Source organism: Rhodophyticola porphyridii, from assembly GCF_003688285.1.
Taxonomy (GTDB): domain Bacteria; phylum Pseudomonadota; class Alphaproteobacteria; order Rhodobacterales; family Rhodobacteraceae; genus Rhodophyticola; species Rhodophyticola porphyridii.
In genome coordinates this window covers 330,405-343,860 of the sequence record NZ_RCNT01000002.1, presented here as the reverse complement: position 1 = coordinate 343,860, position 13,456 = coordinate 330,405, and the positions used below count along the sequence as shown (strand labels likewise).

Annotated in this window: 14 protein-coding genes; 8 read left to right on the top strand and 6 right to left on the bottom strand. The window is 64.4% G+C overall.

What is annotated here, in order from left to right; all coding sequences use genetic code 11:
- Window positions 1–30: 30 nt before the first annotated feature.
- Window positions 31–180: a DUF2256 domain-containing protein gene (locus tag D9R08_RS06250; RefSeq protein ID WP_121897299.1), complete on the bottom strand. Its 150-nt coding sequence runs from the start codon at window positions 178–180 to the stop codon at window positions 31–33.
- A gap of 162 nt (window positions 181–342) precedes the next feature.
- On the opposite strand from D9R08_RS06250, the gene pepN reads away from it, so the two are divergent.
- Complete coding sequence (gene pepN / locus D9R08_RS06245) at window positions 343–2,913, top strand: aminopeptidase N (RefSeq protein WP_121897151.1); 2,571 nt, start codon at window positions 343–345, stop codon at window positions 2,911–2,913.
- Here pepN and D9R08_RS06240 read toward each other — a convergent pair.
- Window positions 2,910–3,653, bottom strand: coding sequence for a heparan-alpha-glucosaminide N-acetyltransferase (locus D9R08_RS06240; protein ID WP_233557297.1), 744 nt, complete (start codon window positions 3,651–3,653; stop codon window positions 2,910–2,912). The genes pepN and D9R08_RS06240 overlap by 4 nt on opposite strands.
- A gap of 138 nt (window positions 3,654–3,791) precedes the next feature.
- On the opposite strand from D9R08_RS06240, the gene D9R08_RS06235 reads away from it, so the two are divergent.
- Both D9R08_RS06235 and D9R08_RS06230 read left to right on the top strand, forming a co-directional pair.
- Window positions 3,792–4,667 carry a lysophospholipid acyltransferase family protein gene (locus D9R08_RS06235; RefSeq protein WP_121897150.1) on the top strand — a complete coding sequence of 292 codons (876 nt, stop codon included), beginning with the start codon at window positions 3,792–3,794 and terminating at the stop codon, window positions 4,665–4,667.
- Between the two features lie 53 nt (window positions 4,668–4,720).
- Entirely contained in the window at window positions 4,721–5,131 is a 411-nt protein-coding gene (locus D9R08_RS06230; protein ID WP_121897149.1) for a hypothetical protein, read from the top strand.
- Window position 5,132: 1 nt separating this feature from the next.
- Here D9R08_RS06230 and D9R08_RS06225 read toward each other — a convergent pair whose 3' ends face one another.
- Together D9R08_RS06225 and D9R08_RS06220 are read right to left on the bottom strand one after the other, a co-directional pair.
- On the bottom strand, window positions 5,133–5,924 hold the full coding sequence (locus D9R08_RS06225; protein ID WP_233557295.1) for a transglycosylase SLT domain-containing protein: 792 nt from the start codon (window positions 5,922–5,924) through the stop codon (window positions 5,133–5,135).
- Window positions 5,925–6,184: 260 nt separating this feature from the next.
- Window positions 6,185–6,778, bottom strand: coding sequence for a transglycosylase SLT domain-containing protein (locus D9R08_RS06220; protein ID WP_121897148.1), 594 nt, complete (start codon window positions 6,776–6,778; stop codon window positions 6,185–6,187).
- Between the two features lie 252 nt (window positions 6,779–7,030).
- Here D9R08_RS06220 and gatB point away from each other — a divergent pair, with 252 nt between their 5' ends.
- Complete coding sequence (gene gatB, locus D9R08_RS06215) at window positions 7,031–8,545, top strand: Asp-tRNA(Asn)/Glu-tRNA(Gln) amidotransferase subunit GatB (RefSeq protein WP_121897296.1); 1,515 nt, start codon at window positions 7,031–7,033, stop codon at window positions 8,543–8,545.
- A 75-nt stretch (window positions 8,546–8,620) separates the two neighbouring features.
- On the top strand, window positions 8,621–9,001 hold the full coding sequence (locus tag D9R08_RS06210; protein ID WP_121897147.1) for a DUF4177 domain-containing protein: 381 nt from the start codon (window positions 8,621–8,623) through the stop codon (window positions 8,999–9,001).
- A 2-nt stretch (window positions 9,002–9,003) separates the two neighbouring features.
- Here the strand turns inward: D9R08_RS06210 and D9R08_RS06205 are convergent, their stop codons facing one another.
- Entirely contained in the window at window positions 9,004–9,261 is a 258-nt protein-coding gene (locus D9R08_RS06205) for a BolA family protein (RefSeq protein ID WP_121897146.1), read from the bottom strand.
- Window positions 9,262–9,336: 75 nt separating this feature from the next.
- Here D9R08_RS06205 and D9R08_RS06200 point away from each other — a divergent pair, with 75 nt between their 5' ends.
- Entirely contained in the window at window positions 9,337–9,966 is a 630-nt protein-coding gene (locus D9R08_RS06200; protein WP_121897145.1) for a DnaJ domain-containing protein, read from the top strand.
- A 69-nt stretch (window positions 9,967–10,035) separates the two neighbouring features.
- Window positions 10,036–11,262: a BaiN/RdsA family NAD(P)/FAD-dependent oxidoreductase gene (locus tag D9R08_RS06195; RefSeq protein ID WP_121897295.1), complete on the top strand. Its 1,227-nt coding sequence runs from the start codon at window positions 10,036–10,038 to the stop codon at window positions 11,260–11,262.
- Here the strand turns inward: D9R08_RS06195 and D9R08_RS06190 are convergent.
- Entirely contained in the window at window positions 11,237–12,685 is a 1,449-nt protein-coding gene (locus D9R08_RS06190; RefSeq protein ID WP_121897144.1) for a TrkH family potassium uptake protein, read from the bottom strand. The two genes, D9R08_RS06195 and D9R08_RS06190, sit on opposite strands and share 26 nt — an antisense overlap.
- A gap of 237 nt (window positions 12,686–12,922) precedes the next feature.
- Here D9R08_RS06190 and D9R08_RS06185 point away from each other — a divergent pair, with 237 nt between their 5' ends.
- The gene (locus D9R08_RS06185; protein WP_147450622.1) at window positions 12,923–13,357 is read left to right on the top strand and encodes a hypothetical protein; all 435 of its coding nucleotides are present in this window, start codon (window positions 12,923–12,925) and stop codon (window positions 13,355–13,357) included.
- Window positions 13,358–13,456: the final 99 nt, after the last annotated feature.

Sequence of the window (13,456 nt, the reverse complement as noted above, 5' to 3'; positions counted from 1 at the left end):
AAGGAAGCTGCGCGCCGATACAGCAGGAGATCAGCGCCGGCGCGCCCGATCCGCACGACACCGCAGCGAGCAGTACTGCACCTCGTCCCAGACATCCGCCCATTTCCGGCGCCAGCTGAACGGGCGCCCGCAGGTTTTGCACAGCTTTGTGGGCAAGTCACTTTTCTTCTTTGTAATCATATACCTGAACACCATACTAGATGTGGAAGATTCCGTTCATGACGCTCCCCTCCATCGCACCTAGCGCCGGAGCCCCTCGGGTCCAAACCTGCGCCTTCTTGCCCGCCGCCGCGCGCTGGCCTACCGTGCCAGCAATCCGCAACAATCTGTGAGCCGCTTCCCGTGAAAGACGCCGCCCCTACGGCCATTCATCTGGCCGATTACCGCCCCCCGAATTATTTGATCGACGAGGTGCATTTGAGCTTTCGGCTTGACCCGGGCGCGACGCGGGTGATCTCCCGCATCCGCTTTCGGGCGAATCCCGAAGGGCTGGACGATGGCAATCTTATCCTGGATGGCGAGAAGCTGCGCCTGGTGGAGGCCCGCATCGATGGCAGTCCCCTGACCGCGCTCGATTATCTGCTGACCGATACGCATCTGACCGTGCCCGCCGCGCGCCTGCCCGGAGACAGTTTCGTCTGGGAGGCCGAGGTCGAAATCGCGCCCAGGGACAACACTGCGCTGGAAGGTCTCTACATGTCCAACGGCATGTATTGCACTCAGAGCGAGGCGGAGGGCTTCCGCAAAATCACCTTCTACCCCGACCGGCCGGACGTCATGGCACCGTTCACCGTGCGGATCGAGAGTGAACTCCCAGTGCTGCTGTCGAACGGGAACCAGACCAGCCAGGGCCCCGGCTTTGCCGAATGGCACGACCCATGGCCCAAACCCGCCTATCTGTTCGCGCTGGTGGCGGGCGATCTCAGGCCGGTGTCGGACAGGTTTACCACGATGGATGGCAAGGAGGTGGCGCTCAACATCTGGGTCCGCCCCGGGGATGAAGACCGCTGTGGCTACGCGATGGATGCCCTGAAACGTTCCATGACCTGGGAAGAGAACGTGTATCGCCGCGCCTACGACTTGGATATTTTCAACATCGTCGCCGTTGATGATTTCAATATGGGCGCGATGGAAAACAAGGGATTGAACATATTCAACTCTAAATATGTTCTCGCCAGCCCCGAGACCGCCACCGATCGCGATTTCGATTTCATCGAGCGGATCATCGCCCATGAATACTTCCACAACTGGACGGGCAACCGCATCACCTGCCGCGACTGGTTCCAGCTTTGCCTGAAGGAGGGCCTGACCGTCTTCCGCGACCAGCAGTTCACCGAGGACATGCGCAGCGCGCCGGTTAAACGGATCGAGGATGTGCTGCAACTGCGCACCCGCCAGTTCCGGGAGGATGCGGGCCCGCTGGCCCATAATGTTCGTCCCGACAGCTATATCGAGATCAACAACTTCTACACCGCGACCGTCTACGAGAAGGGTGCGGAGCTGATCCGCATGCTGCGGCTGCTCGTCGGCGTGGAAGCCTATGATCAGGCCCTTCAGCTCTATTTCGACCGCCATGACGGTCAGGCCTGCACGATCGAGGATTGGCTGGCCGTGTTCGAGGATGTCACCGCGCGCGATCTGAGCCAGTTCAAACGCTGGTACACGCAGGCCGGCACGCCCCATGTGACTGTCCGCGAGCATTTCGAGGACGGGACCTATCGGCTCACCCTGCGCCAGACGGTGCCGCCGACCCCCGACCAGCCGCTGAAGGAGCCCGCCGTGATCCCGGTCGCCTTCGGACTGCTCTCGCCCGCGGGGATCGAAACCCATCCGACCCGGATCATCGAACTGGTGGACCCCGAAACCACGATCGTGATCGACGGGCTGGCCGAGAGGCCCGTTCCGTCGCTTCTGCGCGGCTTCTCTGCCCCGGTGATCCTGGATCACGCCCCGAGCTTCGAAGACCGGGCGCTGCTTCTGGCCCATGACACCGATCCGTTCAACCGGTGGGAGGCCGGGCGCAGTCTCGCACGGGAAACGTTGCTAGCCATGCTTGCGGACGGCACGGCGCCCGCGCCCGCCTTTCTGGACGGGCTTGCGCGACTGGCCGCGGACGAGACGCTCGATGCGGATTTTCGCGCCCTGGCGCTGGCGCTTCCGTCGGAGGATGACATCGCCCAGGGCGCGGTCGATGCCGGTCTGGTGCCTGATCCAACGGCGATCCATGCGACGCGCAAGACCCTGAAAGAGACAATCGGCCGTCACCTGAAACCCACGCTCGACGCGCTTTACGAGGCGATGGATCCGGGCCCCGTCTACAGCCCCGATGCCGGGCAGTCCGGCAAGCGCGCACTGCGCAACGCTGCGCTCGGCCTTACTGCACATCTCGATGCCGGAGAGCGGGCGCTCGCCCATTACGAGGCGGCCGACAACATGACCGATCAACTTGCAGGGTTCGGCTGCCTGCTCGATATCGGCGACCCCGACATCGCCACCCGGTTCCACGACCAGTGGCGGGATGACCGGCTGGTGATGGACAAATGGTTCCTGCTCCAGATCGCCCATGCGGCGCCGGAAAAGGCGGTGGCGCTGGCCGAAACCCTTACCGGGCACCCGCTGTTCGACTGGAAGAACCCCAACCGCTTCCGGTCGCTGGTTTCCGGCCTGACGGTGGGCAACCCGGCGGGGTTCCACGATCCGTCCGGGGCGGGCTACGCCTTTCTGGCGGATTGGCTGATCCGGCTCGACCGGCTGAACCCGCAGACCGCGGCGCGGATGTCCACCGCCTTCGAAACCTGGAAACGCTACGATGCAGACCGTCAGGCGCTGATCGCGGCGGAGCTTACGCGGATCGCCGGAACCGACGGGCTCAGCCCCGATCTGAGCGAGATGATCGCCCGGATACGCGCCTAGCGGATCGCCTGCGTCACCAGCCACAGGCCTGCGATCAGCACAGGCTGGTGCACCAGATAGATGATCAGGGAATGCCGCCCCGGCCAGGCCAGACGCCGCGCCACCGGGCCCGGCACCCTCGGGCGCGGCAGCCGGCCGGAAAGATCCAGACCGCGCGCCAGCGCCAGACCGGCCAGAAACGGCGCCAGCCAAGGGAAAACGGGCTCGTAATCCAGGGTTGGCGGCCAATAGGTGCCCAGCCCCGTCCACCAGAACCACGGCGCATTCAGGGCGTCGAACCGGACATATTGCGGCAGCAGGAATACCGCCAGCGCCACCGCCAGCGTGGCCGGCGCGGGCAGCCGCAGAAATGCGAGCCCGATCAGGCTGCATGCGGCAATCGAGTGCAGAATGCCGAAATAGATGAAGCTTTGCGGCATCGCCACATAGGTCGCCGCGGTGACCAGAAAGGCCGCGCCCGTCACCACGCCAAGCCGTCGCCAGAATGCGGGCCAGCGCATGCCGCGCCCATGGGCCAGCCACAGGCTGACACCGGCCAGAAACAGGAAACTGCCCGCCACCAGCTTGGCAAAGAGCGCCCAGCCCCCGGTGATCGCCGTTGCGGGCGGCACATAGCCGAACAGCGCGAGATCGAAGGTGAAATGATAGATCACCATCCCCGCCAGCGCCGCTGTCCGCGCCAGATCCAGCGCGGCGATCCGCGCCACGCCACCCGTTTCCGCCTCTGTCACGCTTGCCACGGTCCTGCCTCTGCCAGTTTCGGGGCAGAGTAGCGTCTCGGGCCGTCGCCGCCACCCCCGATCCGCAAAGACCCGCCCATCATCGTCCCGTCATCTTCGTTTCATCGGGGCGTCACGGAGATCGTGTTTCTGCCTGTCATGGATATCGCGGCCCGCACCGACCCGTTGATCGCCGAACGCGCGCCATGGCTCTTTTCGGACCGCCCGGGCATTGCTCGGGCGCGGGCGCTCTTGAACCTGCTTCTGGGCTATCGGCGCACGCTTGCCCTTGGCGCGGCGCTGCAACCGCTGCCAATGCACCAGATCATGGCCCATCTCGCCCGTCTGATCGCGCAAGACGTCACCGTCCGCGGGCTGGCCCATCTTCCCGTGTCGGGCCCCGCGCTGATCGTCGCCAACCATCCCACCGGCATTGCCGACGGGATTATCCTGCATCATCTGATCGGTCAGCGCCGGAGCGATATCTTCATCATGGCCAATGCCGATATTCTGCGCGTCCTGCCGCAGATGGAGGAGCTGATCCTGCCGGTGGAATGGCGCGTGGAAAAACGCGGGCACGCCAAGACGCGGGCGACGATGCTGGCGCTGCACCGCGCCATTGGCGACGGCAGGCTCGGGGTGATCTTCCCCTCGGGTCGTCTGGCAAAACGCCGGGGTCTGCGGCTTGAGGAACGCCCCTGGATGGCCTCCGCCGCGATGATCGCGCGGAAGTTCGGGCTGCCGGTGATCCCGGTGCATATCCGCGCGCGAAACTCGGCACTTTTCTATGCGTTCGACGCGCTCCACCCCAGCCTGCGCGACATCACCCTGTTTCACGAGACACTGAACAAAGCCCGCCAGCCGTTTCGCGTGACCATCGGCCGTCCCGTGCCGCCCGCCTCCCTGCCCGCTGACGGAACCGAAGCGATCGGTGTCCTGCGCCGCCGGACCTTGTCGCTTGCCGGACGCGATCACCATCCCGGGTTTTCGCTCCTCGCCGCCGGCCGCCCGGTCTTCGGCCAGCCGCTGGCCTAAGCTTTCCCAATCCGTGCCATATTGCGGGCGCAATACCGACCTATCCAGATTCGATGACTGGCGACTTCGAATATCGCGCCCGCCATGGCGGGCTTGCCCTCAGCATCGTGGCGTTTGCGGGCCTCGCCCTGCTTTCGGCGTTCCTGTGGCAATCGATGCCCGGTTTCGTGCTGCTTCTGATGATCCCGGCGCTTGCGGTCTGCCTTTGGCAGATGATCGTGACCCCGGTTTACGGGCTGCATCTGTCCCGCGATGTCTGGCATATTCTTGAAGGCCCGAACGACCGGCACCTGCCCACCGCCTCCATCGCCCATCTGCGGGTCAGCGACCGCGACGGCACCGCGCGGTGCACGATCGTGATGACCGATGGCGCGGAAATCGAGCTGCCCGATCTGGCCGTTCCCTCGCCCCTGGTGCTGATCCGCGAGGCCACGAACCGCGGCATTCCGGTGCGCGAGATCTGATCTAATCCGCCGATGTCATGCGCGCAGGCCGCGGCTGCGGCAGAACCGGCGCGGGCACCAGCCCGGCAGGGCGCAGAACCGGCCGGGTCGGCGGCCTGCAATACGCCTGCCGGCGAACCCAGTTCCGCATCTCCTCGCGCTTGCGGCGCGAATGAAACGGCCCCCAATCGGCGGCCACGCCGCGCATTCCTTCGGCAACGACCCCGTCACGCGGCACCGTGGCGGCCATGATCCGAATTCCGCAGCGCAGATTGGCGGCCCCGTCCAGCAGGCCCTGCCCGGTGCGGACCTCGCAATTGCGCCAGCGCGCGGTGCCGGGCGCGATCTGCACCAGTCCGAACCAGCGGCCACCGCCGCCCACGGCGCGGGGCCGGTGGCTGCTTTCATGCCAGGCCAGCGTGGAAACCAGCCCCGCCCAGAACGCCGCACGCTGTGCCCGGTCGGCCGCCTCATAGGCCGGGCACCAGGCCTCGATATCGCTTGGCACCACATCCAGCAGGTCCGATCCATGCCCGCGCAGGGCTGCCATCACCGCAAGGCTCCATCGCGTGGCCCGCGGATGGCGGCCGTCCCACTGCATCGCGGGCACCGACCATTCGGGGCGCTGAACCGGCATGGGGCTCAGCCACGGGGCCATGGCGGAGCCCTCGAAATCCGCGGGAAGATTGATCTGCGGGCTTACCGTCATCGTGGCGGCCGTCACGCCGCCATCGGCGCGGTCCACCTCCTGCGCGCCGAGCAATCCAGGCCAGAGCCCGATCAAAATTCCATAACAGGCCAGTCGCAAGTTCATGCGTAGCCCCCCTCCCAGATATAGCGCTGCACAGCCTGACGAGTCGTTAACCATACGGCAAGCCCGCCCGGGGCCGGATTCGGGAAACAATCCACAAGCCTGTGGAAAACGTGGGATTCACCCCTTCCGGCACGCCCTCGGGGGGCTCCGTCAGGGCAGTGTTTTCCACATCGCCTCTGTCGCGCATCCACTGTCTTCAGAGGTATAAATCCAGTCATCAACAGGGCATGCGGGCAAAACCGACCATGCAGCGCGGGAGGTTATGCCCGGCAGTAGCTTTGCTGGCTGATCCAGGCGCGCATCTCTTCGCGCTTGTTCCGCATCACCATCGGCCCCCAATCGGCCGCGATCCCGTCGCCACCGGCCGAGATGACACCGTCGCGCGGCACGGTATTGGCCCAGATCCGCAGCGCGCAGCGCAGATTGGCCTCGCCATCCTGAAGCGCCGTACCGCTGCGCGCCGCGCACCCGTAACCCCTTGCCGTCGCAGGGGCGATCTGGACCAGACCGAACCAGCGTCCGCCGCCGCCGACCGCCTCGGGCCGCCACGTGCTTTCGTGTTTCGCAAGCGCGGACAACAGCCCCGTCCAGAAGGCCGCGCGCTCCTGCACACTGGCCTCGGGATAGGCCGGACACCACGCCCTGATATCGTTCGGAACGATCTCGGTCAGCACGGCGGCGTCACCGTCCAGCATCGCAAGGGACGCTTCGGTCCAAAGCGCGCCGTCGGGCCGGAAATCCCAACGCATCGGCGGCGTCATGTTGCTGGTGGACATGTCCGGCGTGGCGGACACACATCCGCCAAGGCCCAGAAGCCCCACACATAAAACGATCCGACCCCAGAACTGGCTCATAACTGACCTCAAAAAGGAAACAATCTTGCAGGCACGGCTATCTGCCCTGCCGGGTGGCAGCATGCAACCTGTCCGAAAGTCCATAGGCCGAACCTTGCCGAAACCTCGCGGATCCGGGCAGTATTCCACTTGCTACATCGCGGTTTCATATGCCTCGCACACGTCGCGGCTCCACACGACAGATGGCCGCCGCCTCTTGCCCCACCCCGGCACCTCGCCTAAACCGCGACTGACATCCTCGTGGAGACCGACATGCTCGATCTGACCTATGACACGCCCAAGCCCAAAGTGATCCCCGGCGCCAAGCAGGACTGGGAACTTGTCATCGGTATGGAGGTGCACGCACAGGTCTCCTCCAAAGCCAAGCTCTTCTCGGGCGCCTCCACCAGTTTCGGGGCCGAACCCAACTCCAACGTCGCCTTCGTGGATGCCGGCATGCCCGGCATGCTGCCGGTGATCAACGAATTCTGCGTCGAACAGGCGGTGCGCACGGGCCTTGGCCTGAAGGCGGAGATCCACCTGCGCTCCGCCTTCGACCGGAAGAACTACTTCTATCCCGACCTGCCGCAGGGCTATCAGATCAGCCAGCTTTACCACCCGATCGTGGGCGAAGGCGAAGTCCTCGTCGAAATGGGTGACGGCACCGCGCGCACGGTGCGGATCGAGCGTATCCATCTGGAACAGGACGCGGGCAAATCCATCCATGACATGGACCCGTCCATGTCCTTCGTCGATCTCAACCGCACCGGTGTCGCGCTGATGGAGATCGTCTCCCGCCCCGACATACGCGGGCCGGAGGAGGCCGCTGCCTATGTCACCAAGCTGCGCCAGATCCTGCGCTATCTGGGCACCTGCGACGGCAACATGCAAAACGGCAATCTGCGCGCGGATGTAAACGTGTCGGTCTGCGCGCCCGGCCAGTACGAAAAGTATCAGGCCACGCAGGATTTCTCTCATCTGGGCACGCGGTGCGAGATCAAGAACATGAACTCCCTGCGGTTCATCCAGCAAGCCATCGATTTTGAGGCGAAGCGCCAGATCGCCATTCTGGAATCCGGCGGCTCGGTTCATCAGGAAACCCGGCTCTACGACCCGGACAAGGGCGAAACCCGGTCCATGCGGTCCAAGGAGGAGGCGCATGATTACCGGTATTTCCCCTGCCCCGACCTTCTGCCGCTGGAGATCGAACAGGAATGGGTCGATCATATCGAGGCCACCCTGCCCGAGCTTCCGGACGCCAAGAAGGCCCGGTTCATGGGTGAGTTCGGCCTGTCGGACTATGACGCCAGCGTGCTGACCGCCGACACCGCATCGGCGGCCTATTTTGAAGCCGTCGCCGCCGGCAGCGATGGCAAACTGGCCGCGAACTGGGTCATCAACGAGCTTTTCGGACGCCTCAAGAAGGAAGATCACGACATCACCGAAAGCCCTGTCTCGCCCGCGCAGCTTTCCGGCATCATCATGCTGATCAAGGCAGGTGACATCTCCGGCAAGATCGCCAAGGAGCTGTTCGAGATCGTCTATACCGAGGGCGGCGACCCCGCCGAAATCGTCACGGCGCGCGGCATGAAACAGGTCACCGACACCGGCGCCATCGAGGCCGCGGTGGACGAGATCATCGCCGCCAATCCTGATCAGGTGGAAAAAGCCAAGCAGAACCCCAAGCTTGCGGGCTGGTTCGTGGGACAGGTGATGAAAGCCACCGGCGGCAAGGCCAACCCCAAGGCCGTGAACGAGATCGTTTCCAGGAAACTGGCGGGCGGCTGACGGACCCAGGGGCCTTGACCTTGCTTCAGGACCCTTTTCGCTTATGATCCCGTCCGTCACGCGCGCGAGGGGCAAATGCAGAAATACGAGTACAAGGTTGTTCCGGCCCCGGAAAAGGGGGTGAAGACCAAAGGTGTAAAACCCGGTACGCCACGGTTTGCCCAGACTCTGGAAAACCTGATGAACGGGCTGGGCGCCGAGGGCTGGGAATACATCCGTGCCGACACTCTGCCCTGCACCGAACGTGCAGGGCTGACCGGCAGCCAGACCGTCTATCGTAACGTGCTGATTTTCCGCCGCGGTCTGGAGGGCGACACCGGTGAGACGGCCGAGACCGCCGCCGACCCCATCCTGATAGAGGCAATGACCGATCCGGAACCCGACCATACCGGCGAGACCGCCGAACCCGACGCAGCCCATGACAGCCCGCGCGAGGACAGCATCGCCGCGCAATAGCCCTAGCTGCGGATATCCAGCGACAGCGCGTGGATTTCACCCATGAGATCCCGACCCAGGGCCTCATGCACCGCGCGGTGTTGCGCGATCCGGCTCAACCCTTCAAAGCCATCACTTTGAATAGTCACGCGAAAATGGCTCTCTCCGCCCTCCTGATATCCCGCATGCCCCCGGTGACTTTCACTTTCGTCGATCACCTCCAGCAGCACCGGATCGAATGCCTGCGCCAGCCGTGACTGGATTTTCTCGGTTCGCGTCATTATTTTCGCCTGCCCCCTCTTCACCTTGCCGCCCAAAACTCTAAACTGGCTGCTCCGAGTCGAAAAGGCACTCTGATGACCGAAAAAGACCCGTTCAATTTCGACCTCCGCGTCTCCACCGACAAAAAGAAGCGCCGGGGTGGTCGTCGCGGCATGTCCGGGGCGTTCGAAACCTCACAACGGGTCTGCGAACATCCCGGCTGCGAGGAGGCGGGCCAGTATCGCGCGCCGAAATCTCCCGATGTGCTTGATGACTACCTCTGGTTCTGCCGCGAGCATGTGCGCGAGTACAATCTGAAGTGGAATTTCTTCGACGGCACGACCGAGGCCGAGATGGAGGCGCAGCTGGACCGCGATCGCGTCTGGGACCGTCCCACCAAGCCCTTCCGGCAATCGGCGGAGGAACGGGCCTGGGCCCGGCTTGGCATTGACGACGCGCATCAGGTGCTTGGCGGCAACGCCACGCGCAACCCCGGGAAAAGCATCACGGGAACCCGCAAGCTGCCCCCGACCGAGCGTCGCGCGCTGGACATTCTGGAGGCCAAGGACCATTGGGCCAAGGCCGAGATCCGCAAATCCTACAAGGCCCTGATCAAGGTGCTGCACCCGGATATGAACGGCGGCGACCGAACCGATGAAGATCGCCTGCAAGAGGTCGTCTGGGCCTGGGACCAGATCAAGGAAAGCCGCAATTTCAAGGACTAAGCTCGTAGCGGGCCCTTCGAACGCCGCCTCTACCGGTATCCGGTCGTGGCAGCGGATGCCGATCCCGGCATGACCGGTCATCGCGTCACGACCCTGATTCTGGGTGCCGGTGCGGCGGGCCTGATGTGCGCGGCCCATGCCGGGCCGGACACGCTCGTGATCGACCATGCCAAGGCGCCGGGAGAGAAGATCCGCATCTCCGGTGGCGGGCGCTGCAACTTCACCAATCTGGGCACGGCGCCTGAGAACTTCCTTTCCGAAAACCCCCATTTCGCGAAATCCGCGCTCAGCCGGTATACGCAGTGGGATTTTCTGGATCTGCTCGCCCGGCACCGGATTCCGTGGCACGAGAAAACCTTGGGGCAGCTGTTCTGCGACCGCTCCGCCAAGGACATCATCCAGATGCTGCTGGCCGAGATGCAGCCCGCCGATCTGTGGCTGAACAGTTCGGTCGAGGATATCCGCCATGATGGCACGGAGTTCGCCATCCGCCTGATCCGCGAGGGCAGGCCGGTCACGGTTATCGCACGCAATCTAGTGGTGGCGACGGGCGGGAAATCGATCCCGAAAATGGGCGCCAGCGCGCTTGGCTATCAGATCGCGGAGCAATTCGGCCACCGGCTGACCGACACGCGCCCCGCCCTCGTCCCACTCACGTTCAATGAAGAGATCAAGGCCGGTTTCGCGGCATTGTCCGGCACCGCTGTGGACACGCGGATCACCTGCAACGGAGCCAGCTTCGAGGAGGCGATGCTGTTCACCCATCGCGGCCTGTCCGGGCCGGCCATCCTGCAAATCTCGTCCTATTGGCGGGAGGGAGACCGGCTTTCCGTTCATCTTCGCCCGGATCAGGATATCTTCGGCTGGCTGCGCGACCGACGCATGGCGGAGGGGGGCAAGGCGATCGGGACCCATCTGGCGGAGATCCTGCCCCGCAAACTTGCCCGGCATCTGGCCGCCGAACTTGGCCTGTCGGGCAATCTTGCCGATCTGTCCGACACCGCGCTTCGCGGCTTGGCCGATGCTCTGACCGCATGGGAGCTGACCCCGACATCGTCGGAAGGCTACCGCACCGCGGAGGTGACGCTCGGCGGGGTGGCGACCGATCAGGTCAGTTCCAAAGCCATGGAATCGCAACGGGTTCCGGGGCTCTACCTGATCGGCGAGGTGATGGATGTCACCGGCTGGCTGGGCGGCTACAATTTCCAATGGGCCTGGGCGTCGGGCGCGGCGGCCGGACGCGCCATCGCCGGGCGGGCGCGCGCGCCCCTTACGTCCGCCAGAACGCCGCGGTGAACAGAACAAAAACCGCCATCAGTTCCAGACGGCCGATCAGCATGGCCGCCGACAAGATCCATTTCGCCGTGTCGTTCAGTTCCGCGAATGTGCCCGCGGGCCCGATCACCGGGCCAAGCCCCGGGCCGATATTGCCCAGTGCGGTTGCCGCACCGGACACGGCGGTGATGAAATCAAGCCCGGTCAGCCCCAGCAAGACGGCGACCACCCCAAGGGTGACGAAGAACAGAACGAAAAACGCCATGACCGAGTTCAGCACGTCCTCCGCCACCGGGCGGCCCTGATAGCGTGGCTCGAAAATGCCATGGGGCGCGTAGAGCCGTTTCACCTGGGTGGAGATTGACGCCATCAGAAGCTGGTAGCGGAACACCTTGATCGAGCATGAGGTCGATCCGGCGCAGCCCCCGATCAGCCCCGCAAAGAAGAAGACCACGACCGCGAAAGCCCCCCATTGCATGTAGTCGGCGCTGGCGTACCCGGTGCCGGTGACGATCGAGACCGTGTTGAACAGCGCCTTGCGCAGGGCAAACTCCCCGCCCGCCGCGTCGCCGAGAACCAGCCAGAGCGTCATGACCGAGACAAGCGCAAGAACGGTCAGGAAGAACGCCCGGATCTGGCTGTCGATCCAGAGCGGCCGGGCCGAGCCCGCCACCAGCTGAACATACCGCACGAACGGCAGGGCCGCGAGCAGCATGAAGACCACGGCGGCGTATTCCACTCCCGGCCCGAACGCGCCGAAAGATGCATCGGAATTGGCAAATCCGCCTGTGGCGACAGTCGTCATGGCGTGCACGATCGCGTCGAAGACATCCATGCCGAGTGTTGCATAGGCCGCCGCGCAGCATAGTGTCAGGGTCAAGTAGATCACCCAGATCCGGCTGGCGATTTCGGTGGCGCGCGGAAGGATCTTTCCGAAGGTGTCGAACCCTTCGGAGCGGAAGATCTGCATACCGCCGACCCGCAACTCAGGCAGGAACACCATCGCCACGACGATGATGCCGATGCCACCGAACCACTGTAGCAGACCCCGCCAGAGCAGGATGCCCTCGGGCAGCTGATCCAGCCCGGTCAGAACGGTCGAGCCCGTGGTGGTCAGCCCCGACATCGCTTCGAAAAAGGCATCCACATAGGCCGCCTCGGTCGCGCCGAAGACAAAGGGCAGCGCCCCGAAGACCGGCAACACGAGCCAGACCCCGGTGGTTAGCAGGAAGGTCTGCTGCAAGGTCAGGCCACGCGTCACCGCGTTGGCGCAGGCCAGTGTCAGGAACACGCCGATCACTATGGTGATCAGCGCGGCTTCGGCAAAGCTCTGCCAGTGACCGTTCTGCATGTAGAGATCGACACCCAAAGGCAGCAGCATCGTTGCCCCCAGCACCGATACCAAAAGTCCCAAAACGTAGCCCACCGGCCGCAGGTCAAACATGGCGCCGAGCGTTGGCGCGACGGCGCTTTGGTGTCAAGCGATAGAGCCTGCCGGGCCCTGCTGACGCCTGACAAACCGCCAGGGAAAACACGCCACTTTCTATTGAGTTGATAGGATAAGCGCGTTAACTTCACGTCAAGTCTCCAGATTATGGTTTCTTTTCATGCGGCCAACATCCGCGACATATCCCAGCCCCCCGTAGCCGCGACGGCCACGAGCAAGCCAGAGGAATTCATTGTGAACGACAAGCAAGACGGCAGAAAAACCCTTTCTGACAGCGAGATTTCCACATCCGTCAATCGCCGAGGCATACTGCGCGGCGCCGGCACCGCAGCGCTGGGCGTGACGATCGCGGGCGTCGGGACGAGCCGCGCCGAAGCCGGAACCGACAACGACAACGGCGCAATCACCGATCCGGGCGGGCGCGGGCGCGGCTATTGCCGGGCCTACGGATCCGGCGTGACCGATCAGGACAATGGCGCCTGGCGCGACCCGGGCGGAAACGGGCGCGGCGACGGCCGTCAGCAACGCGCCGGTTACACCGACCGCGACAATGGCACCTGGACCGATCCGGGTTCCGCAGGTCGTGGCGTGCCGCGCAATGCGGCCAGCGGCGTGACCGATGCGGATAGCGGCAATTGCTCCGACCCGGGCGGCAACGGCCGCGGATGATGCAGGCCTGACCATGTGACCGCGACACGCCCCCCGACCATTCGGGGGGGCGGTCCGCCGGATGATACGCGTTCCCGTAGCTTCCAAAGCCGATGAAAG